This is a genomic window from Streptomyces sp. NBC_00539, assembly GCF_036346105.1.
GTDB lineage: Bacteria > Actinomycetota > Actinomycetes > Streptomycetales > Streptomycetaceae > Streptomyces.
The window spans coordinates 6,284,201-6,305,447 of the sequence record NZ_CP107811.1; the positions used below are offsets into that span (position 1 = coordinate 6,284,201).

At 72.3% G+C, this 21,247-nt stretch carries 23 protein-coding genes; 12 read left to right on the forward strand and 11 right to left on the reverse strand.

Features of this window, described 5'->3' with window-relative positions:
- Positions 1-25: 25 nt before the first annotated feature.
- Both OG861_RS28360 and OG861_RS28365 read right to left on the reverse strand, forming a co-directional pair.
- Positions 26-847: a class I SAM-dependent methyltransferase gene (locus OG861_RS28360; protein ID WP_329192756.1), complete on the reverse strand. Its 822-nt coding sequence runs from the start codon at positions 845-847 to the stop codon at positions 26-28.
- Positions 848-897: 50 nt separating this feature from the next.
- Positions 898-2,001 carry a YihY/virulence factor BrkB family protein gene (locus OG861_RS28365; RefSeq protein ID WP_443056428.1) on the reverse strand — a complete coding sequence of 368 codons (1,104 nt, stop codon included), beginning with the start codon at positions 1,999-2,001 and terminating at the stop codon, positions 898-900.
- A 363-nt stretch (positions 2,002-2,364) separates the two neighbouring features.
- Between OG861_RS28365 and OG861_RS28370 the strand changes: the two genes are divergently transcribed.
- Positions 2,365-2,574 carry a hypothetical protein gene (locus OG861_RS28370; RefSeq protein ID WP_329192754.1) on the forward strand — a complete coding sequence of 70 codons (210 nt, stop codon included), beginning with the start codon at positions 2,365-2,367 and terminating at the stop codon, positions 2,572-2,574.
- 75 nt (positions 2,575-2,649) lie between these two features.
- Positions 2,650-3,747: a glutamate--cysteine ligase 2 gene (locus tag OG861_RS28375; RefSeq protein ID WP_329201972.1), complete on the forward strand. Its 1,098-nt coding sequence runs from the start codon at positions 2,650-2,652 to the stop codon at positions 3,745-3,747.
- A 146-nt stretch (positions 3,748-3,893) separates the two neighbouring features.
- Here the strand turns inward: OG861_RS28375 and OG861_RS28380 are convergent, their stop codons facing one another.
- Positions 3,894-4,121 carry a DUF5133 domain-containing protein gene (locus tag OG861_RS28380; RefSeq protein WP_329192753.1) on the reverse strand — a complete coding sequence of 76 codons (228 nt, stop codon included), beginning with the start codon at positions 4,119-4,121 and terminating at the stop codon, positions 3,894-3,896.
- Between the two features lie 235 nt (positions 4,122-4,356).
- Here OG861_RS28380 and OG861_RS28385 point away from each other — a divergent pair, with 235 nt between their 5' ends.
- Positions 4,357-4,779 (forward strand): ATP-binding protein, encoded by a 423-nt coding sequence (locus OG861_RS28385; protein WP_329192751.1) that lies wholly within the window; start codon positions 4,357-4,359, stop codon positions 4,777-4,779.
- Positions 4,780-4,800: 21 nt separating this feature from the next.
- Here the strand turns inward: OG861_RS28385 and OG861_RS28390 are convergent, their stop codons facing one another.
- Together OG861_RS28390 and OG861_RS28395 are read right to left on the reverse strand one after the other, a co-directional pair.
- Complete coding sequence (locus OG861_RS28390; protein ID WP_330261898.1) at positions 4,801-7,218, reverse strand: SpoIIE family protein phosphatase; 2,418 nt, start codon at positions 7,216-7,218, stop codon at positions 4,801-4,803.
- An 87-nt stretch (positions 7,219-7,305) separates the two neighbouring features.
- Complete coding sequence (locus OG861_RS28395; protein WP_329192746.1) at positions 7,306-11,367, reverse strand: HAMP domain-containing protein; 4,062 nt, start codon at positions 11,365-11,367, stop codon at positions 7,306-7,308.
- A 217-nt stretch (positions 11,368-11,584) separates the two neighbouring features.
- Here OG861_RS28395 and OG861_RS28400 point away from each other — a divergent pair, with 217 nt between their 5' ends.
- From OG861_RS28400 to OG861_RS28420, 5 genes are all read left to right on the forward strand, one after another.
- Positions 11,585-12,502 carry a SigB/SigF/SigG family RNA polymerase sigma factor gene (locus OG861_RS28400; RefSeq protein WP_329192744.1) on the forward strand — a complete coding sequence of 306 codons (918 nt, stop codon included), beginning with the start codon at positions 11,585-11,587 and terminating at the stop codon, positions 12,500-12,502.
- 107 nt (positions 12,503-12,609) lie between these two features.
- A complete protein-coding gene (locus OG861_RS28405; protein WP_329192742.1) occupies positions 12,610-13,500 on the forward strand; it encodes an MEDS domain-containing protein in 891 nt (296 codons plus the stop codon).
- Positions 13,497-14,453 carry a sensor histidine kinase gene (locus OG861_RS28410; RefSeq protein WP_329192740.1) on the forward strand — a complete coding sequence of 319 codons (957 nt, stop codon included), beginning with the start codon at positions 13,497-13,499 and terminating at the stop codon, positions 14,451-14,453. Before OG861_RS28405 ends, OG861_RS28410 begins: the two co-directional genes overlap by 4 nt.
- A 125-nt stretch (positions 14,454-14,578) precedes the next feature.
- Positions 14,579-14,950 (forward strand): STAS domain-containing protein, encoded by a 372-nt coding sequence (locus tag OG861_RS28415; protein ID WP_329192738.1) that lies wholly within the window; start codon positions 14,579-14,581, stop codon positions 14,948-14,950.
- A 201-nt stretch (positions 14,951-15,151) separates the two neighbouring features.
- A complete protein-coding gene (locus tag OG861_RS28420) occupies positions 15,152-15,643 on the forward strand; it encodes an ATP-binding protein (protein WP_329192737.1) in 492 nt (163 codons plus the stop codon).
- A gap of 126 nt (positions 15,644-15,769) precedes the next feature.
- On the opposite strand, the gene OG861_RS28425 is transcribed toward OG861_RS28420, so the two are convergent.
- Positions 15,770-16,348: a Dps family protein gene (locus OG861_RS28425; RefSeq protein WP_329192735.1), complete on the reverse strand. Its 579-nt coding sequence runs from the start codon at positions 16,346-16,348 to the stop codon at positions 15,770-15,772.
- Between the two features lie 130 nt (positions 16,349-16,478).
- Positions 16,479-16,703, reverse strand: coding sequence for a DUF5133 domain-containing protein (locus tag OG861_RS28430; RefSeq protein ID WP_329192733.1), 225 nt, complete (start codon positions 16,701-16,703; stop codon positions 16,479-16,481).
- A gap of 227 nt (positions 16,704-16,930) precedes the next feature.
- On the opposite strand from OG861_RS28430, the gene OG861_RS28435 reads away from it, so the two are divergent.
- Together OG861_RS28435 and OG861_RS28440 are read left to right on the forward strand one after the other, a co-directional pair.
- Entirely contained in the window at positions 16,931-17,269 is a 339-nt protein-coding gene (locus OG861_RS28435) for a hypothetical protein (protein ID WP_329192731.1), read from the forward strand.
- Positions 17,270-17,327: 58 nt separating this feature from the next.
- Complete coding sequence (locus OG861_RS28440; RefSeq protein WP_329192729.1) at positions 17,328-17,927, forward strand: VanZ family protein; 600 nt, start codon at positions 17,328-17,330, stop codon at positions 17,925-17,927.
- A gap of 24 nt (positions 17,928-17,951) precedes the next feature.
- On the opposite strand, the gene OG861_RS28445 is transcribed toward OG861_RS28440, so the two are convergent.
- From OG861_RS28445 to OG861_RS28460, 4 genes are all read right to left on the reverse strand, one after another.
- Complete coding sequence (locus OG861_RS28445; RefSeq protein WP_329192727.1) at positions 17,952-18,179, reverse strand: DUF6296 family protein; 228 nt, start codon at positions 18,177-18,179, stop codon at positions 17,952-17,954.
- Between the two features lie 116 nt (positions 18,180-18,295).
- Complete coding sequence (locus OG861_RS28450; protein WP_329192725.1) at positions 18,296-18,796, reverse strand: C40 family peptidase; 501 nt, start codon at positions 18,794-18,796, stop codon at positions 18,296-18,298.
- A gap of 175 nt (positions 18,797-18,971) precedes the next feature.
- The gene (locus OG861_RS28455) at positions 18,972-19,358 is read right to left on the reverse strand and encodes an STAS domain-containing protein (RefSeq protein WP_329192723.1); all 387 of its coding nucleotides are present in this window, start codon (positions 19,356-19,358) and stop codon (positions 18,972-18,974) included.
- Between the two features lie 43 nt (positions 19,359-19,401).
- The gene (locus OG861_RS28460) at positions 19,402-20,085 is read right to left on the reverse strand and encodes an HSP18 transcriptional regulator (RefSeq protein WP_329192721.1); all 684 of its coding nucleotides are present in this window, start codon (positions 20,083-20,085) and stop codon (positions 19,402-19,404) included.
- A 138-nt stretch (positions 20,086-20,223) separates the two neighbouring features.
- Here OG861_RS28460 and OG861_RS28465 point away from each other — a divergent pair, with 138 nt between their 5' ends.
- Entirely contained in the window at positions 20,224-20,661 is a 438-nt protein-coding gene (locus OG861_RS28465; protein ID WP_329192719.1) for an Hsp20/alpha crystallin family protein, read from the forward strand.
- Between the two features lie 153 nt (positions 20,662-20,814).
- On the forward strand, positions 20,815-21,210 hold the full coding sequence (locus tag OG861_RS28470) for a DUF2267 domain-containing protein (protein WP_329192717.1): 396 nt from the start codon (positions 20,815-20,817) through the stop codon (positions 21,208-21,210).
- Positions 21,211-21,247 lie beyond the last annotated feature (37 nt).

Sequence of the window (21,247 nt, forward strand, 5' to 3'; positions counted from 1 at the left end):
GACCGGCACCTGCCGGCCCGCGGCCTCACGCCGCGACCGCCGTCGTGATGACCAGCGGGGGGCGGGTGCGTTCCGCCGTCCAGGGGAAGCGCCCGGCGAGGCCGGGTTCCGCGAGGGGGAGGGCCTCCGCCACCGTCGGCCGGCGCTGGAACACGTCACGGAAGCGGGACCGCTCCACCAGGGCCGCCAGTACGTCCACCGGCCAGGCGTGGTTGCGCACCTCCTGCCAGGAGCCGTTCGTCCGGCGCAGCCCGAGCGGCATCTCCTCGCCCGGCCCGTACACCGCCCCCGCCCGGCCCACGCGCAAGGAGGCGTACTCGATGCCCGCACAGGCCGGGTCGGTGCCCAGTAGCACGAACGGCCCGCCCGGCCGGAGCAGGCGGCGGATCTCGGCGAACACCCCGAGCACCGCTTCCTCGGTCGCCAGGGAGGCCAGTACGTGGTTGCACATCACCGCGTCCGCGCACCCGTCCGGCAGGCCGGTCGCCCGGCCGTTCTGGACCAGGTGGTACTCGGCCACCGCCGGGCTCGTCCGCCGGGCCAGCTCCAGCATTTCGGGAGAGGTGTCCACGCCCACTACCCGCGCTCCCAGCGTCCGCGCCGCGCGGTCCGCCACCCGGCCCGGCCCGCAGCCGTAGTCGACGAGCACCGCGCCCGCGCCCATCCGGTGGGACAGGGCCTCGAAGACGAACGGGTAGCCGAGCAGCCAGTCGGTGGACGCTTCCACCTCCGCGAACGCCCGCGCCCCGACGGGGCCCGACCAGTCGATGCCCCCGCCGCCGGAGCCCTGCGGCGGCGCGCCCTGCCCCGGCCGTCCCGGCCCCTGTTCCTGCGATCCGTTGCCCACCGCTCCACTATCGGCCGACCGGCCCGCCGATCCGGGCAGGACACGAGGGGTCACTCCGCGCGCCGTTTGTCCTCCTCGCTCCACTCCCGGGTGTCGCGCGGTTCGACGTACGGCTCCCGGTCGGGCGGGAGCCCGCCCGCGATCGCGCGCTGCCGGCTCATCTCGGCGTCGAACTCGAGGCCGAGCAGGATGGCCAGGTTGGTGATCCAGAGCCAGATGAGGAAGACGATGACACCCGCCAGCGTGCCGTACGTCTTGTTGTACGAGCCGAAGTTCGCCACGTACAGCGCGAAGCCGGCGGAGGCGGCCATCCAGATCAGCAGGGCGAGGAAGCTGCCGGGCGTGATCCAGCGGAACCCGCGGCCCTTCGCGTTGGGGGAAGCCCAGTACAGCAACGCGATCATGATCGTGACGAGGATGACCAGAACGGGCCACTTCGCGATCGACCACACCGTGACGCCGGTGTTCCCGAGACCCAGGGCGTCACCGGCGCGCCGGGCGAGAGCGCCGGTGAACACCACGATCAGCCCGCTCGCGCACGCCATGACCAGCAGCGCCACCGTCAGCGCGAACCGCAGCGGCAGCACCTTCCACACGGGCCGCCCCTCGGGCACGTCGTAGACGGCGTTGGACGCGCGGATGAACGCCGCCACGTACCCGGACGCCGACCACAGTGCGGCGATCAGACCGACGACGGCCAGGACCGAGCCGAGTCCCGTGCCGCCCTGGAGCTGACGGACCGCGTTGGAGATCACGTCCCGCGCCGCGCCCGGCGCCAGCTTCTGCAGGTTGTCCAGCACCGACTGCGTGGCGGACTTCCCGGCCACCCCGAGCAGCGACACCAGCACCAGCAGCGCCGGGAACAGGGACAGGACGGCGTAGTAGGTGAGGGCGGCGGCCCGGTCGGCCAGCTCGTCCTTCTGGAACTCCCGGACGGTCCGCTTCAGCACGGCCCCCCACGACCTGCCGGGCAGGTCCGTGGGCTCATCCGGTGCCCTTCGCTCCACCTCGGGGCCCGGGCCGGGGCCAGAGCCGGAGCCGGGGCCGGGGTCAGCGCCGGAGCCATGGCCGGGGCCCGATCCGGGTACGGGCTCCGTGGGCCGGACCCGGCCGTCGCGGTCGTCCTTGTCGCGCGGAGCTGGGGTGTCGTTCATGCCTGGCGGATGTCCACTCGAGGGCGGGCGAAACCTGACGGGCCCAGCGCCGGCGGGCGCGTCGCCGCCCGAATCGCGGGCAAGCGCGGTAACACGGCAATGACAGAGCGCTACGCCCCGGCGGAAGGCAGCGGAGATGTGGAAGACGACGGCCGGTGAACACGTTCCGGCAGGCCCGGTATGGCTGCACCTGGCGCTGATGGCGGCGGCCCTGCTCATCCTGGTCTACAACCTCAAGCGGAGCAGCCGCTGACCCGGCGGGGCGGGCTCCCCTCGCTCCCGACACGACAGTTGCCCCGACGACTCCCCACGACGGTTCCCCCCTCACAGCCCCCCGATGGATCCCCCTGACAGGAGACAGACATGGAATCGACCGTTCCCGTCCCGTCCCCCCTCCTCGACGAAGCCCGCACGGCGCTGCGCGACGTCAGCGACCCGGCCGCCCGTGCCCTGGTCCTCGCGGTCCTCGCCGCGGCGCGGGAGCTCCAGGACGTCGCCCAGAGCACCGAGCGACTCGACGCCCGCCTGGAGTCGCTCAACCAGTACCTCGGAGCCATCGCCAACAAGCCGTAGCGCATGGCGGGCCCGGGCCGGGGCAGCCGCGCACCATCGGTACAGAGGAAACGAACGGAAGTGGTGCGAGTGCGTCTGCGCAGCGTCGGGGTGGAAGAGGAACTCCTGCTGGTCGGATCGGAGAGCGGGGAACCGCTCTCCGTGTCGGGCGCGGTCCTGGCCGAGGCGAAGCGGCATGCCGTGGCCGAAGAGCAAGGCACCTTCGAGAAGGAGCTGATGCGCGAGCAGGTGGAATTCTCCACCAAACCGGTGACGGAGATGGGGGAGCTGACGGAGGAGATCGTCAGGTGGCGCTCCGAGGCGGCCCGGCACGCTGCGAAGGCCGGCGCCGAGGTGGCGGCGCTCGCCACCTCGCCGCTGCCCGTGCGGCCCACGGCCAACGCCGGGGAACGCTACGCGTGGGTCGCGGAGCGGTTCGGCCTCACGGCGCAGGAACAGCTGACGTCCGGCTGCCACGTCCACGTCGGCGTCGACTCCGACGAAGAGGGCGTGGCCGTGATCGACCGCATCCGGCCCTGGCTGCCCGTCCTCACCGCCATCAGCGGCAACTCGCCCTTCTGGCAGGGCCAGGACAGCGGCTACGGGAGCTACCGCAGCCGGGTGTGGAACCGGTGGCCCTCCGCGGGGCCGACGGAGATCTTCGGCAGCGCGGACCGGTACCACGAGCAGGTCTCCGCCATGGTCGGCACCGGGGTGCTCCGGGACCAGGGCATGATCTACTTCGATGCCCGGCTCGCGGCGAACTACCCCACCGTGGAGATCCGGGTCGCGGACGTCTGCCTGCACCCCTCCACCACCGTCCTGCTCGCCACGCTCGTACGGGGGCTCGTGGAAACGGCGGCACGCGCCTACGAGGCCGGTCAGCCCCCGGCTCGCATCGGGGTGAGCCTGCTGCGGCTGGCGTCGTGGCGGGCGGCCCGCTCGGGCATAGACGGACCCCTCATCCACCCGACGACGATGCTGGAGGCGCCGGCGCGCGTGGTGGTGGACGCGCTGTTCGAGCACGTGCGCGAAGCCCTTGAGGACCACGGCGACGCCGCGGCGGCCCGCCAGGGCATAGAGGAGCTCTTCGAGCGCGGCAACGGGGCGCGCATCCAGCGGGAACTGCTGTCCAAGACGGGGGACCTGGGCGCCGTCGTACGGGAGTGCGCCCGCATCACCGCCGGCGCGTAGCACCGCAAGCCCGCGGCCCGCACGCTGCTGCCCCGCCCCTCGTCAAAGGAGCAGGGCAGCGGCGCGAGGAGTCCCGACCGGCGCTAGGGCGTGTCTTTCGGATCATGCCGGGCCCGCGGCGGCCCGGCTGATCCGAAGGACACGCCCTAACTGGCCAGGACCGAGTCGTCGAAGGTGCGTGCGCCCGGGAGGCGGTAACGGGCGGCAGCGAGCGCCGCGTCCACACTGGAGGTGCCCGTCGCGACGCACAAGGTGTGCGCGACGTCGTCCATGCGCCCGCGGGTCTGCGGAGTGTCGTCGTGGGCGCACAGGACCGCCAGCGCCCAGTAGCGCTCGACGAGACCGGAGAGAACAGCCGGGTGGGCCATCAGCATGGGCGGATCCTTTCGGGAAAGCCGGACGATCTTGGCCCTCGGCTGCCCCGGTTGCGCGGGGCTACACCTGCCTCGCGGACGCGGAGTCCGGCGCGGGCCCCGGGGATGCCCCCGGCCGTGCGGGGTACTCGCGTCGTCGGCAGGCGAAGCGGCATGGAGCGGCGGCGATCGCAGCACCGACGGCGGCGCGGATAGCGGCACTTGGCAACGAAGGGAAACGGTGAGGATGATGGCGATGAGGGCAGTCGGGTGGGCCCGGTCTTTTCCGGTGTCGAACGGGGTCCGCGCGGCCCGCCAGTGGACCGCCGAGCACCTCGCGTCGCTGGACTGGGCGGCCGACGCCCCGGACACCGTCCACTCGATCCTGCTCAGCGTCTCCGAACTGGTCGCGAACGCCCACGTCCACGCCGCCGAGACCGCTCACCTCGTCCTGACGTGGGACGGCCACTGCCTGCACGTGAGCGTGGCCGACGCCGATCCGCGGCTGCCCAGGCCCCGCGAGGCCGACGCGACCGCCACCTCCGGCCGGGGCCTGGGCATCGTGGACGCACTCGCCGACACGATGGACGTCCACGCCTGCCACGGCGGCAAGGCGATCAGCGCCTGCTTCCACCCGCCCGGGGTGGCCGACCCGCACGGAGAACCCGTCCCGGAGTGAGCCGGGGACCGGGTCCGCCGCTCAGCGGACCTGGATACCGATGAGGCAGGTGTCGTCGTCGGTGTCGGACCTGCTGTGCGTCAGCAGCCGGTCGACCCGCCTGTCCAGGGAATCCGCCTCCCGCGCCGCGAGGGAGAGCAACTGCGAAAGGGAGTCCGTCACGGAGACGTCCCGCCGCTCGACGAGCCCGTCGGTGTACATCAGCAACGTGTCCTCGGGCTCCAGCCGCACCTCCTCCTCCTCGAAGTCGGCGTCCGGCAGCGCCCCCAGCAGCAGCCCGTGGGCCATCGGGAAGGCCTGCGCCTCGGTACCCCGTACCAGGACCGGCGGCAGGTGTCCGGCGCGCGCCCAGCGCAGTGCCCGCGTCCGAGGATCGTAGATGCCGCACACGGCGGTGGCGGTCACGTTGGTGGTCAGGTGGTGGGCGACCGTGTTGAGCCAGGACAGCAGCTGGGCGGGCCCGGCGCCGGTCACCGCGAGGCCCCGGAGGGCGTTGCGCAGGATGACCATGCCGGTGGCCGCCTCGATGCCGTGCCCGGCGACGTCGCCGACGCACAGCAGCACCTTGTCGTTGGGCAGCACGACCGAGTCGTACCAGTCGCCGCCCACCATCGCCTCAGACTCCGCGGGCCGGTAACGGACCGCGATGCGGATGCCGGGGACCTCCAGGGGGGCGGGCGCCGGAGGCATGATGGCGTGCTGGAGCTGGAGGGCGAGCCTGCTGCGCTCGGCCGCCTCCGCCTCGGTGTGCGCGAGCTGGTCCCGGGTGGCGGCGAGGGCCACCTCCGTCCAGTGCTGGGAGGAGATGTCCTGGTAGGCGCCGCGCACCGCGTGCAGGCTGCCCCGGTCGTCGAGGACGGGCTCCGCGACGAGACGGATGTGCCGGGTGATGCCGTCGGTGCGCTGGAGCCGGAAGTCAACCGAGGATTCGCGCCGGTGGTGCAGGAGCGTGCGCAGGAAGCGGTCGATGGAGGCCACGTCGTCCGGGTGGGCGTGGGCGCGCAGCTCCTCCAGGGGGACGGGGGAGGAGGTCAGGGGCCGCCCGTAGAGCGTGAACAGCTGCCCGTTCCAGGTGATCTCACCCGTCGTGATGTTCTCCTCGAAGCCGCCGACACGGCCGAGTCGCTGGGCGTGCTGGAGCAGGCTGGCCAGCCGCGCCGTCTCGTCCTCTATCCGCCAGATGAGCAGCAGGGCCGCGCCGTGGCGGCTGATGCTGGCGTCGGCGATCGCCGTGAGGGGGACGTCGTCCACGAACGCGGTGAGCGCCATCCGCTGGGTCCGGCAGGGCTCGCCCGTCGCGTAGACCCGTTCGAGCTTGTCGAAGAGACCGCTGTCCTCGGCGGCCGCCGGGTACGCCTCCAGGAACGACGAGCCGCACACCGAGGTGCGCGGCCGCCCGGCGGGGTCGATGAAGCGGTCGTTCGCGTGGTGGACGCGGAAGTCCACCAGCCGGCTGCCCAGGTCCAGACAGGGCGTCAGTACGAGTGCCGGGTCGTACAGGTTGTCGGCGAGGTTGACCATCTCGGCCACTCCGGCGACGCCGTGCTCCGGGGTTTCGGGCTCGGCGGACGGGGTCACGTCCTGGTCGCCCAAGGTGTGCGCGCACAGCTCGGCCAGCGCCTCCAGCTGGCGCAGGACCTGCGGGGACTGCGGTTCCAAGGGCTCCGGCCAGCACACTTCCAGCACGCCGTGGATGCGGCCGCCGGTACCGGCGGGCACGACGACGCGGCCGCCTCCCGGGTGCTGGCGCCGGCCGATGGAGGGGATACCTGAGTCGCTCAACCGCGGTACGACGGTCAACTCGCGCTTGTCCAGAGCCAGATGGGCGCAGGTCGCCACCTCCGGCGGGACGTAGCGCCACCGGCTCGCCTCCTCCTCCGGGAAGCCCGCGTGCCCCACGAGCGTCAGGGAGGAATCCGAGCCCGCCACCCAGATCGCGACACCGTGCGCCCCGAGAGCGGTCAGGGCGTTATCCAGCAGGGCCGCGGCCACGGCCTGGGAGTCGGCGGCGGCCAGCAGCCCGCTCTCGGCGGCGCGAAGCCGCACGGCCGGCGTGCTCGCGCCGGCGACGGGGGCCGACTGGGCGGCGTTCTCCAGGAACTCCCGCGCGACCTCGCTCACGTGGTCGCGCGCCGCCTGGTTGACGACATCGACGGCCAGCGCCAGCAAGGTCGTACCCGACTGCTCGGCCAATTTGGCCAGTTGCCGCGCCGCCTCGGCCGGACCGCACCCGAGACGGCCGACGAGCACGCCCTTGGCCATTTCGACCAATGCCCGGCCGTCCGCGGCGGCCTGGGCCTCCCGCACCTCCTGGCGCAGCCGCTCGACGGTGGCGGCCAGTCGGCCGGCGTCGGTCACCGCCGGGGACGCGTCGGTGCGGACCGGCGGGAAGCCGGGACCGGGGCCGTCGCCGCCGTGGCGCGGGCGTAGCTCGGGCACGGCCCGGACGTCACCGGACTCGTCTCCTGCATACGTGGGCGTGTTCACCGTGGACCGGCTTTCTCGGCGGGGGAGGGGAGTCGTACGTCAGGCACCGGCGGCACTCTCGGCTCCTTGGGCGGACTCCTGCGGAAGCAGCCAGCGCCGGACCCGGGACATCAGGTCGTTCGCGTCGACCGGCTTGGTGACGTAGTCGTTGGCGCCGGACGCGAAGCTCTTCTCCCGGTCGCCGGGCATCGCCTTCGCGGTGACCGCGATGATCGGCAGCCCCGCGTAGGCGGGCATGCGCCGGATCTCGGCGGTCGCCGCGTACCCGTCCATCTCCGGCATCATCACGTCCATCAGGATCAGGTCGATGCCGGGGTTGGCGGCCAGGGCGTCGATGCCCTTGCGGCCGTTCTCGGCGTGCAGGACCTCGATGCCGTGGAGTTCCAGGATGCCGCTGATCGCGTACAGGTTGCGGGCGTCGTCGTCGACCACCAGGACCGACCGGCCCGCCAGGCGGTCGTCGACGTGCGCCGCCGGGCCGGAGGCCGGCGAGGGCGCGCCGGTCCGCACCAGCGGGGGTACGGCCCCGGGCCACTCCGCGGAGAGGTGGAGCGCTATCCGTTCGCGCAGCTCGTCCAGGCTGGAGAGGACCTCGAGCGGCTGGTGGGCGGAGTGCCGGGCCAGTTCCGTCCGCTGCGCCGTCGTCAGCCGGCGGCCGTCGTGGGCGAGCACCGGCAGGGAAGCCAGGGCCGAGTCGCCCGCCATGGCGTCCAGGAAGCGCAGGGCCTCCCCGTCGCTGCCCAGGTCGAGGACGACGCAGTGGAAGGAGGCCTGCGCGAGGACGGTGGCCGCCTCCACGGCGGTGACGGCGGTCGCCACCTCCACCTGCTCTTCGGTACCGGTGGCGGCACGGCCCGCGGCAAGATCACGGGCGGCGCTCTCCGCGACGAGACTGAGCAGGCCGTTGTTGCGCTCCTCGATCACCAGGAGCCGCCGGGGGTGGCGCGCGTCCTCACCGGCGGGAGGGAGCGCTGACACCGCACCGGAGGGGCCGTCGATCGCCTCGGGGTCGCCTTCCGGCGCCGCCTCCAGGACCTGCCCCTCCAGGACGAGGTCGTGGAAGTCGTCGTAGGAGACGGGCAGGTACAGGGTGAAGACCGAGCCCTCGCCGGGCACGCTGCGCGCCGTGACCACACCGCCGAGGAGCCGTGCGATCTCCCTCGTGATCGACAGGCCGAGCCCGGTGCCCCCGTATCTGCGGCTCGTGGTGCCGTCGGCCTGCTGGAACGCGGCGAAGATCGACTCCAGGTGCTGTTCGGCGATCCCGATGCCCGTGTCGGCGACCCGGAAGGCCACCACCGATCCGGCCCGGTCCAGGTGACCGGGCAGCTCTTCGGAGACCGCGGGCTCGATCCGCAGCTCCACCCGGCCGTGCTCGGTGAACTTGACCGCGTTGGACAGCAGGTTGCGCAGGATCTGACGCAGCCGCGAGTCGTCGGTCAGCAGGTCGACCGGCACCCCGGGCGAGGTCACGATCTCGAACTCGAGGCTCTTTTGCGTGGTCAGCGGCCGGAAGGTGGCCTCCACGTAGCCCAGGAGCTGCTTGAGGGACACCCGTTCCGGGTTGATGTCCATCTTGCCCGCCTCGACCTTGGACAGGTCGAGGATGTCGTTGATCAGCTGGAGCAGGTCGGAGCCCGCCGAGTGGATGATCCCGGCGTACTCGACCTGCTTGGCCGTGAGGTTGCGGGTCGGGTTCTGCGCCAGGAGCTGGGCGAGGATGAGCAGGCTGTTGAGCGGCGTGCGCAGCTCGTGGCTCATGTTCGCCAGGAACTCCGACTTGTACTTCGAGGCCAGCGACAACTGCTGTGCGCGGTCCTCCAGTTCCTGCCGGGCCTGCTCGATCTCCAGGTTCTTCGTCTCGATGTCCCGGTTCTGGGTGGCGAGGAGGGCGGCCTTCTCCTCCAGCTCGGCGTTGGAGCGCTGGAGTTCGTCCTGCTGGACCTGGAGCTGCTCCGAGCGCGCCTGGAGCTCCACCGTCAACCGCTGGGACTCGCCCAGGAGTTCATCGGTGCGTGCGTTGGCGACGATCGTGCTGACGTTGACGCCGACGGTCTCCATCAGGCGGCCCAGGAAGTCGCGGTGCACCGGGGTGAAGGTCTTGAAGGTGGCGAGCTCGATGACGCCGAGCACCTGCTCCTCCACGACGATGGGCAGCACGATCAGTCCCGCCGGGGCGGAGCGGCCCAGCCCCGAGGAGACGACGTAGCCGGGCGGCACCTCGTCGGCCACGATGATCCTCCGGCTGCGGGCCGCCTGGCCGACGAGGGTCTCACCGCGCCGAAGACGTACGGAGGCGGGGCTTCCGGCGGGCCGGCCGTAGGAGCCGATGAGCGTGAGCCACGTCTCGCCCTCGCTCTCCTCGGCGAGGTAGAAGGCGCCGTAGCTGGCGTCCACGAGCGGCGTCAGCTCGTCCATGACGAGCTCGGCGACGGCGGACAGGTCCCGGTGGCCCTGCATCAGGCCGGAGATGCGCGCCAGGTTGGACTTGAGCCAGTCCTGCTCCTGGTTGGCGCGGGTGGTCTCCCGCAGGGAGCCGACCATCGAGTTGATGTTGTCCTTGAGCTCCGCCACCTCACCGGAGGCGTCCACGGTGATGGAGCGGGTCAGGTCGCCCTCGGCGACCGCGCTCGCGACCTCGGCGATGGCCCGCACCTGGCGCGTCAGGTTCCCGGCCAGCTCGTTCACGTTCTCCGTCAGCCGCTTCCAGGTGCCCTCGACACCCTCGACCTCGGCCTGGCCGCCGAGGCGGCCCTCGCTGCCGACCTCGCGCGCCACGCGCGTCACCTCGGCCGCGAAGGAGGACAGCTGGTCCACCATCGTGTTGATCGTGGTCTTGAGTTCGAGGATCTCGCCCCGGGCGTCGACGTCGATCTTCTTCGAGAGGTCGCCGTTGGCGACGGCGGTGGTCACCAGGGCGATGTTGCGGACCTGACCGGTCAGGTTGTTCGCCATGGAGTTGACGTTGTCGGTGAGGTCCTTCCACGTGCCCGCCACGTTCGGGACACGGGCCTGGCCGCCGAGGCGCCCCTCGGTACCCACCTCGCGGGCCACCCGGGTGACCTCGTCGGCGAACGCGGACAGCGTGTCGACCATCGTGTTGATGACCCCGGCGAGCGCGGCGACCTCTCCCTTCGCCTCGACCGTGATCTTCTGCGAGAGGTCGCCCTTGGCGACGGCCGTGGCGACCTGGGCGATGGAGCGCACCTGCCCGGTCAGGTTCGACGCCATCACGTTGACGTTGTCGGTCAGGTCCTTCCAGGTGCCCGAGACCCCGCGCACGGTGGCCTGTCCGCCGAGGTTGCCCTCGGTGCCCACCTCGCGGGCGACACGGGTGACCTCGTCCGCGAACGCGGAGAGCTGGTCGACCATCGTGTTGATGGTGTCCTTGAGCTCCAGGATCTCGCCCCGGGCGTCGACCCGGATCTTCTGCGAGAGGTCGCCCTTGGCGACGGCCGTGGCGACCTGGGCGATGGAGCGCACCTGGGCGGTGAGGTTTCCGGCCATGAAATTGACCGAATCGGTCAGGTCGCGCCAGGTGCCGGAGACGCCCTTGACGTCGGCCTGGCCGCCGAGGATCCCGTCCGTGCCCACCTCGCGGGCCATGCGGGTGACCTCGTCGGCGAACGCGGAGAGCTGGTCGACCATCGTGTTGACGGTGTCCTTGAGCTCCAGGATCTCCCCGCGGGCGTCCACGGCGATCTTCTGCGAGAGGTCGCCCCGCGCGACGGCGGTGGCCACCTGCGCGATGTCGCGGACCTGCGTGGTGAGGTTGCCCGCCATCGCGTTCACGGAGTCCGTCAGGTCCGCCCAGCTGCCGGACACGCCCGGCACTTCGGCCTGACCGCCGAGCGTCCCCTCGGTGCCGACCTCGCGGGCCACCCGGGTGACCTCCGAGGTGAACAGGGACAACTGGTCGATCATGCCGTTGAAGACGGTCGCGATCTCGCCGAGGAGCCCATCGGCCCCGTCGGGCAACCGGGTGCCGAAGTCACCGTCACGCACCGCCGTCAGTCCGGCGAGCAGCTGGCGCAGTTCCGGCTCGCCCACCGCGCCCGGTGAACCGGGCCCCGAGCCCTGCGTGACCGTAGCGTTCGTCATCTCTTCCCCACCATCTTCCGACACCTCGTCACCGACGGGGACACAGGCCCTTGCGTCACGCGCCGGGACGTAGTCCACCACATCCCGGGCGGCCGGAAGCCCCCGATGGGCCCGTGAGCACCGTCTCGGAAGAAACTTCCATCAAGGCCGTGTGGAGTGCAATTCTCGGGGCAAGCGAGCGTCGTCAGCCGTCCGTCGTCGGGAGGAAAGGTCCCCCATGCCTCGCTCCGCCGCAGTTGTAGACCCGGTCCGCACCACAGACCTGAAGGACGCACCGGCCACAGGCCGTACGACCGAGGAACCCGAGGGCCGACTGCCGCGGATCGCCGACGCCCGCGAGGTGGCCCCGTCGGACGCGCGGCAGCTCTCGCGCGTCTTCCTGCTGCGGCTGCGCTCGCTGGAGGAGGGCACCCCGGAGTACCAGTACGCGCGCAACACGCTGATTGAGATGAACGTCTCACTGGTCCACTTCGCCGCCCGCCGCTTCCGCGCCCGTTCCGCCGGCGGCGGCGTCGACATGGACGACATCCTCCAGGTGGGGACGATCGGCCTGATCAAGGCGATCGACCGGTTCGACCCCGAGCGCGAGGTGGAGTTCGCCACGCTGGCGCTCCCCTTCATCACCGGCGAGATCAAGCGGTACTTCCGCGACACCACCTGGGCCGTGCACGTCCCGCGGCGCCTGCAGGAGCTGCGCACGGAACTCGCCAAGAGCCGGGAGGCCCTCACCGACCTCCTCGGCCGTGCCCCGACCGTCAAGGAACTCGCCCAGGACCTCGAACTGAGCGAGGAGGAGGTCGTGGAGGGGCTGGTCGCCGCCAACGGCTACACCAGTGACTCCCTCGACGCCTCCGCCGGCTCGGAAGAGGACTCCGCCTCGGGCCGCAGGACCCGGTCACTGGCCGACACCCTCGGCGAAGCCGACTTCGCCATGGAACTCTTCGAGGAGTTCCACACCCTCGCCCCCCTGCTGGCCGAACTCGACGAGCGGGACCGCCGCATCCTGCAGATGCGCTTCGGAGAGGAGAAGACCCAGGCCGAGATCGGAGCCGAGCTGGGCATCTCCCAGATGCAGGTGTCGCGCCTGCTGTCCCGCACCCTGGCGCGGCTGCGCAGCGGCATGCTCGCCTCCTGAATCCTGTCCGCACATCCCGCCGAGGCGGCGGGCGGGCCGGTGCCGACAAGGACCGGCGGTAGCCTTGTCACTCGACCCGGCCAACCGCCCGCCCCCGGAGGGAAGACGTGACCCCGCCCCCTCGTCACAGCCGGTACCCGGCTGCCCGTGGTGAGCATTCCTCCTTCGCCTACGACAGCGACCTGGCGTGGGCGGACACCGTGGTGCGCTTCGTGAGCAACGGCCTGGAGCGCGGCCAGCGCGTCTGGTACAGCGCCGACAGCACCGAGCCCAGCGCCGTCATCGACGTACTGCGACGCGGCCACATCGACGTCGACGGGGCCCGCCGGGACGCCCGCCTGAGCGTGACCGGAACGGAACGGTCCTACCTGCGCCGCGTCCCCTTCGACCCGGACTGGGTCATCTCCATGTTCCGCGCGGCCTGTACCGAAGCCCTCGCCGACGGCCACACGGGCCTGCGGGTCCTCGGTGAGATGTCCTGGTCGGCGCGCGAGGGGGCGGACGTCGACCGCATCCTGGAATCGGAACTGCGCCTGGACCGCGAGGTCTACGCGGACCTCCCGCTCACCGGGCTCTGCCTCTTCGACCGCCGCCTGATCCCCGGGCCGACCGCCGACCTGCTCACCCGGGCCCACACCGCCTGCGCCGACGTCCCCCGGCCCCCGGCCGACGGCCTGAGAACCCTGCCGGCCGCCCTGGCCGCCGTCCCGATGCGGGACCGCTCCGGAATCCGGCTGTGCGGCAGCGGCGACGTCGACTCCCGCCACATCCTGCGTTCCGCGCTCGCCGCCCTCGCGCGGATGCCCGGTCCCATCGTCCACCTCGACCTGTCCGCGGTGACCTTCCTCGACCCCGGCGCCGTCGCCGTGCTCGTGGACGTCTCGAACTCACTGACCGGGAAGGGCCGGAGCCTCCTTCTCCACAAGCCCCCGTACTCGCTGCGCAAAGTGGCCGAGTTGTTTCCGGAGGAATGTGCCGCGCTGGAGGTCGCAGCATGATCGTCACCCCTGTTCCGGCGGCCGCAGAGCCCGCCGACTTCATCCATCCCGCCCTCTTCTACCGGGACCTGGAGGAGTACACGGCCGGTGTCGGCGCCTTCGTGCGCGCGGCTGTGGCGGCGCAGGAGCCGGTCCTCCTCGCCGTGCCGGGCCCGCAGCTCGACGCCCTGCGCGAGAGCCTGGGCAGCGACGCCGACGGCATCGACTGCGTGGACATGAGGGAGCTGGGCCGCAACCCCGGCCGGATCCTGGCCGCCCTCCAGGGCTTCGCGGACCGCAACCCCGGCCGGGCCCCGCGCATCGTCGGAGAGCCGATCTGGCCGGGCCGCACCGAAGGCGAGATCCTCGAAGCCACCCGTCACGAGGCGCTCATCAACACCGCTTTCGCCGGACGGCCCGCCACCATCCTCTGCCCGTACGACCTCTCCGGTCTGTCGTCGCAGGTGGTGGCCGATGCCCGGCGCACCCACCCCACGGTGATCGAGGACGGCCGGGACGCCGTCAGCCCCCACTACACGGACGCCGACGTCGTCTGTTCGGACTGCGACCTCCCGTTTCCCGAGCCCGGCGACGAGCCCCTCCTCCTGGAATACTCCGGCGGCGGGCTCGCCCAGGTCCGCGAACACGCCGAGAACTGGGTCCGCGGGGCGGATCTCGAACCGGCCCGGCGGGGCGACTTCGTACTCGCCGTCAGCGAAGCGGCCGCCAACTCCCTGGCCCACGGAGGCGGCAAGGGCACGCTGCGGCTGTGGAGCACGGCCGCGGGCGGCGTCGTCGCGGAGATCCGGGACGGCGGCCGGCTCTCCAACGCCCTCGCCGGCCGCCGGCGCCCGTCCCTGACGTCCGGCAACGGCGGCCGCGGCCTGTGGATGATCCACCAGCTCTGCGACCTGGTCGAGATCCGGGCCCTGGAATCCGGTCTCACCCTGCGCCTCCACGTCAGCGGCATCTGACCCCGCGCAGGGCGGCGGCCCGCGGGGCTCCCCGGCCGCCACCGGCGCCTGTAAAGTTGCGCCAGTACGGCACGAGGGGCGACGGAGAGGCTGACGTGGGAACTGGCAACCCGGGAGAGGACGAAGTGACTCCACAGGGGGGCACGGCCACAGACGGACCGCACGGAGCCGGGCTCCGCACGAGCGGGACGGGCGCGGTGGTGTGCGCGATCACCGGAGACCTGGACCTGGACGGCCTCGGCGCCGTGCGGCCGCTCTTGGAGCAGGCCGTCCGGTCGGGCGCGAACCGGCTGGTCATCGATCTGACGGACCTGGGCTTCTGCGACTCCTCGGGCCTCAACCTGCTGCTCGCGGCGCGTCTGGACGCGGAGAAGGCCGGCCTCGGGGTGCGACTGGCCGCACCCACCCAGCAGCTCCTGAGGCTCCTGGAGATCACCGGCGCGGACACCGTGTTCACCATCGACACCACCGTCGACGCCGCACTCACCGCGCCTTGAGCCCGCTCGTGCCCGCCGCGCGTCCTGCCCGCGCGACCCAGCGGCACTGCGCCGATCGGAGTACCCACGTGTCCGGGTGGTCAGACCGGGCATACGCAACACCTGAGGCACCGAGGGCGGATCCGCCCCGGCCCGTTGCCCGGCCGAACCGGCCATTCGCGATACACGTCGATCAGCGTCACAGACGGGGGTGAGACCACAGTGAAGACCATCGGATCGGACACCAGCGATCCACTGCCCACCGGACCACCGGTCATGGGCCAGCGCCGTCGGCTCACCCTCAGCGGTACCAGCGGCCAGGTCGCCAAGGGCCGTGAGTTCGCGAAGCAGGTGCTGCGCGACTGGGGCTGGGACGGCACCGAGACCGCCGACGACGCCCTGCTCATCGTCTCCGAGCTGGTGACCAACGCCGGCGTCCACGCGGGCGGCTGCCACCAGCTGCTGCTGGTCGCCGGGGAATCCCTGCGCATCGAGGTGTTCGACGGGGACCCCGAGCCTCCCCGTCCGCGCGAGAGGCACCAGCGGGGGACCCCCGGAGGGCAGGGGCTGTACATCGTGCAGCGCCTCTCCGACCGCTGGGGCACCGTCCCGCACGACACCGGCAAGTCCGTCTTCGCCGAGATCGAAGCGGACCGGCTGGTCACCGGACGGCCCGCGCCCAAGCCGGCGCCGCCGGAGGCCTCCCTCAACTGAGGACGGCCGAGGGCGAGCGGGGACTCCGCCGAGGACGAGCGCGCGCCCACCGGGCGCCGCGCACAGCATCGCCGGGGCCGCCCGCCTCCCTCGGGGGAGCGGGCGGCCCCGGCGTGCCTACCGGGATCAGGCCGTCCGGCGGGCGTCCCGCAGTGCCTGATCGGCCGCTTCGTCCAGGGTGTGGGCGCCGGCCGTGCTCAGGCGCCCGCCGCTGCTCTCCAGGTGTGCGCGGACGAACCACTGGAAGAGCTCCAGCTGCGCCAGCTGGCCGATGAGCATGTCCTGCGTGACCGGGTCCAGCTCATCGGTGGTCTTCATCGCGGCCCGGTGGTCCTCGATGACACCCGCGTAGACCAAGTCCAGCGCGCCGAGGTGGGCGACGGCGTCGGCCCGGCCCACGTCGTAGTCGTCCCAGGTCCGCTCGGCCACCAGTGCGCCCGGGGTGCCGGCGGGGACGCCGCCGAGGGTGGAGATGCGTTCCGCGGTGGTGTCGATCATCTCCCGTACCGCGTCCACCTGGGGGTCCAGCATCTCGTGGACGGCGATGAAGTGGGGTCCCACCACGTTCCAGTGGACGTGCTTGAGCGTCAGCGCCAGGTCGTTGAGCGAGTGCAGCCGCATGCGCAGCACCTCGACGACGCGGACGGCCTCCTCCTTCGACATCCCCGGCACGGTGTAGTGCGGGGTGGGGGTGTGCTCAGCCATGACGAAACTCCGAATCTGTACTGATGGGCGTTGTTCACCGTCTGCCTAGTTTGCCCCGATTCATGCATAGGGCACGCGGTCGCCGCGCGGTGACGGCCGCGAGGGGGTGCAGCGGCGTCGTCGCCGTCGGCTACGCGGCAGCCGTGCTCATCTCCTGACGGCCCGTCGGCACCTCGCGCTCGGCCAGTACCTCGGCCGCGGCCAGGGCGTCCTCGATCGTGGTCGTCGCCGTCGTGACGCAGAGGGTGTACGAGACCTGCTCCAGCTCCTGCCGCGCGGCAGCGGAGTCCTGGCCGGCCAGGGAGGCGTACCGGGCGAGGAGGGAGCGGACGACGATCGGGGACGGCATCAACATGGAAGGTCCTTTCGGGCCGGTTCACGGGACTGATCACCGAGGTGCCCCCGAAAGCCGAAATGATGCGCGGACCCCGTGCGGGCGTACGGGCGCTGTCCCGTGCGGCCGTACGGTGCTCCGGTCGTGCCCGGCCGGCATGCCCTGCGCGTGACCGGGCAGACGCGCCGAGGAGACGCCCCGCTCGCACGCGGGGCGGGCCGCGGCGAACCCGGGGAGGCGGGGTACGTATGGCGACGCGATCCACGAACCGCAGTGGCGAAGAGATGGTCGGAACCCGCCGCCGAGCCGACATCGAACGGGAGTGCAGAAGGCTGGAGCGGACGACTCCCTTCGCCCGCGGCGCCGCCAGCGGATACCTGTGGGCGCTCGGACGGGACCGCGAGGGCCCGGTCACGGGCGTGCACGCCGAAGGTCCGCCCGGCATGGACCTGCTGACCGCGGAGGTGGACGCTGCGGTCGTACGGCTGGAGGAACAGCCGCAGAGCTCCGTGCCGCACGACCACATCCAGGGCGTGCACGACGCCCTCGCCTGGGTCTGCGGCCACACCGAGGCCCGCCCGTCCTGAGTCAACTCATCTGCGTTCAGGGCGCGTTGGGCGCCGCCGCCGGGGTACAAGGGCCCGCATGACATCGAGGCCCCTATGGTTGCGGCGTACGAGGAAGACCGGCGGGACGATCGCCCCGGGCGGAGTGCGCGACCGGCCCCCCGTGCCGTTCGGCCGGCCCCCGGCGTCTCCGGTGGTCCGGGCGCTGGCCATGGCCGGCGCCTTCGCGGCGACCGTACTGTTCAGCGTGGTGCTGGCCCGCCTGACGCTGGAGCCCTCCGCCGCCTCCGTGGCCCTCGTGCACAGCAACGTGCACCCCGGCCGCTCCATCAGCGCCTACCTGGAGGGGGCTTCCGTCCGCGAAGCCGCACGCCAGCTCGGCGGCAACGTGCTGCTCGGCGTGCCGCTCGGGGTACTGCTCCCCGTGCTCGTCCCGCAGGCCCGCGGACTGCTGCGGGTCGCGGTCGTGACGGCGGCCCTGATGACGCTGGTGGAGCTGATCCAGGGCGCGCTGGTGAGCGGGCGTGCGTTCGACGTCGACGACGTCATCCTGAACACGACGGGCGCGCTCCTCGGGTACCTGCTGATCGGACGGCGCCTCGGCCGCGCCGTGCATCCGCGGCGCCGGCACTGGTGGCACCGCAGGCCGCGCCCGGTCGAGGCGGGTACGGGGGAGTGAGGTTCCGGCGGCGACCGGGGGCCCTCACTGCAGCGGGCGGGCCTCCAGGGCCGAAACGGGGTCCTGGTGGCCGCCGGACGGCAGCATCCGCACCTCGCCGCGGTCGCTGATCTCCGCCCGTACGATGCCGGTCCGGTCCTCGTACACGGGGTGGCCGCCCGGTCCCGTCAGCTGGGTCCGGGACACGACCACGGTGTCCGGATCCGCCCCCGGCTCGCCGGGAAGCACCAGTTCGTAGCGCTCGGCGCTCACCTGGGGCCTCCTTCCGTACGGCCCTTCGAGGGCTCCTCCTCCCATGATGGTCGAAGGGGCCGGGCGGCGCGCGAGGGGGCGCCGCCCGGCGCGGGGAGCGCTGTCAGCCCGCGCTGTCAGCCCGCGCGTCCGTACCGCACGTCGGAGGTCCAGATCCGGTCGAGGCGTACCCGGCCCCCCGGCCGGGGGGCGTGCCAGATCTTGCCGCCCCCGGCGTAGATGCCGACGTGCCCCATGGTGGCTCCCCGGGGGAAGAAGACGAGGTCGCCGGGTGCCCGCTGCACGGGTGGGATGTGGCGGGTCTGTTCGTACTGTTGTTCCGCGGTGCGCGGCAGCCGGCGTCCCGCCTTGCGGAACGCGTAGAAGGTCAGTCCCGAGCAGTCGAAGCGTTTGGGCCCCGCGGCGCCGTAGGCGTACGGGGCCCCCCGTTTGGAGGCGGCCACCGCGACGGCTCTTACGCCATGCGATACGGCGGCCTGGGCCGGTGAGGCGCTGCCGGTCACCGTCGAGGCGGCGAGGAACAGGCCGAGGAAGGACAGGGCGAGGACTCGGGGCGAGGCGGCCGGGGGCCTGGGTTCTCCGGGTGAATGCGCGTCTTCCGTTCCGTAGGGGGCCATCGTGATACCTCCGCATTGGGTTGCAGGAACAGCCCCGGTCCGGGGGCTGGTCTTGATTGACATGCGCTTGGCTCTCGACGGCCGACCAGTCTTCCCCCCGATCGGGAGATTTCTGGTGATTTGGCATCCCATGCGGTGTATCGGTTACGTAAAGAGACGGGTCTCCGCTTTCCGGCTACGCAAAGTCACGGCCGCCCGGATGCCGGCGCCTCCTCCCGACGGTGGCCGTGGTCGTCCCCGTCAACTCGAACAGGCGCCGCACCTGCGGCGAACGCACTCCGGTCACGCGCAGGGCCCGGCCGTGGGTGCGGGCGTGCCGCTCCGCGGCGAGCAGCACGTTCAACCCCGAGCAGTCGCAGAAGGAGACCCCGCTGAGATCGGCCTCGACCCGCGTCACACCGTCGCAGAGCGCCGCCCGGAGTGCCTCGGCCAGCAGCGGAGCGGTCGCGATGTCGATCTCCCCCGTGACCGACACGGTGGTGCGGCCGTCGCGGCGGCTCGTGGTGACGGCCGCCGCGAGCTCCTGCGGCGTCGGACCGGGCTCGTACGGACGCGTGGACATCCCTCGCTCCTTCCTCCTCACCGCGGGTCGGGGGCTGTGCCCCTCAGGTCTCGCGGCGCTGGGTGTCGCTGTCCTGGCGCAGCCGGTGCGTGTGGCGGGTCATCTCGTCGATGCGCTCGGCGAGTTCGGAGTGTTCGGGGCGCAGGTGGCGCCGGGTGTCGGTGAGGGGGCGGACGAGGTGCGACGCGTCGTCGCGGGCGAGTGCCCGGTTGAGCTCGCCCAGCTGCCGGTCCGCGCTGGCGGGCAGGTCGGTCAGGGCGGTGACCTGCCCGGCGAGCCGGCGCAGGCCCGCGGCGTTGTCCCGGGCCCATGCGGTGACGGTGCGATCGGCCGCCCGCCGGTCGCGCACCGCCTGTACCCGCTGCTCACCGGTGACCCCCGCCTCGCCGGGGCGCTGGCGCAGGTAGCGCCGCTCGGCGGCCTGGCGGCTGGCCACGCCGAGGGGCCCGGCCAGGTCCGCCCAGCTGGCGCCGGCTTCCCGGGCGGTTTCGATCAGGCCGGTCTCCCAGCCGGCCAGCTGCTCCCGTACCTGGCGCAGCAACAGGAGGGAGGCCAGGGCCGGGTGGGGTCCGTCCGTGGTCCCGGAGGGGGCGCCGCCCGGCTCCCCGCCGTCGGTTCTCTGGGCCTCCCGGACGGCCCGGTCGATGGTTTCCAGGGCCGCTGCCGCGGCGAGGAACGAGGCCGGGCCCGTCCCCGCTCGGGGCTCGGGCTGCGCGGATGCGGTCATGAGGCACTCTCCGGGGGTCTCGTCGTCGTCATCCTCCAGATGACGTCTGACTTGTCATCGTCTGGACGACATGTTACAACGGAAGCACGTTGAAGCGCATTGGCAGTTCCTGCCTGAACCGACTGGAGGTGTTTCGCGATGTTGATGCGCACCGACCCGTTCCGCGAGCTCGACCGGCTCACCCAGCAGCTGATGGGCACGACCGGCACCTGGTCGAAGCCGTCCGTGATGCCGATGGACGCCTACCGCGAGGGCGAGGAGTACGTGATCGCCTTCGACGTCCCGGGTGTCGCCGCGGACGCGTTCGACATCGACGTCGAGCGGAACATGCTGACCGTCAAGGCCGAGCGCCGGCCGACGGTGAGGGGCGAGGACGTGCAGATGGAACTCTCCGAGCGTCCCCTCGGCGTGTTCTCCCGGCAGGTCATGCTCGCCGACACCCTGGACACCGAGAACATCAAGGCCGACTACGACGCGGGTGTCCTGACCCTGCGCATCCCGATCGCCGAGCGCGCCAAGCCGCGCAAGATCACCATCAGTGCCGCCGACGGCGGCCGCAAGGAGATCTCCGGCTGAGTGGCCCCTCGGCCACCCGGGCGGCGGAGGACGGGCCGCTCACTCCCCCCGGCAGTCCCGTCCTCCGCGCCACCCCGAGCTGTTCCCTGGCGGCGCCCGTCGCCCGCGGGCGCGCGTACCGTCCCCGCCGGCACACCGAGGAGGACAGGTCCCATGGCCTTGCGTTGGGAGGCGTTCCTCGACCAGGTCCAGGAACGCGGCGAATACGACACCCCTGAGGAAGCCGACCGTGCGGCCCGGGTCGTCCTGGCCCTGCTCGGCGCCCACATCGTCGGCTCCGAGCGGGCCGAACTGGCGGCCCGTCTGCCCGAGACGTACTCCCTGATCCTCCTCAACCCGCTCCAGGCGATGGAGCCGCTCTCGCCGGAGCGCTTCGTCCGCGCCACGGCGGCGTGGATCGAGGGGGCCTCGCAGGCGACGGCGGCCTGGGACGTCGGCGCCGTGCTCAGCGTCGCCGCCGACGCGGCCGGCCGGGACCTCATCCGTCGGATCCTGCTCCAGCTGCCACCCGGCTACGACCTCCTCTTCGGGCACCCACAGGCCGCCTGAACGTCCGCCTGAAAGTCCGCTTGAACGTCAACCACCC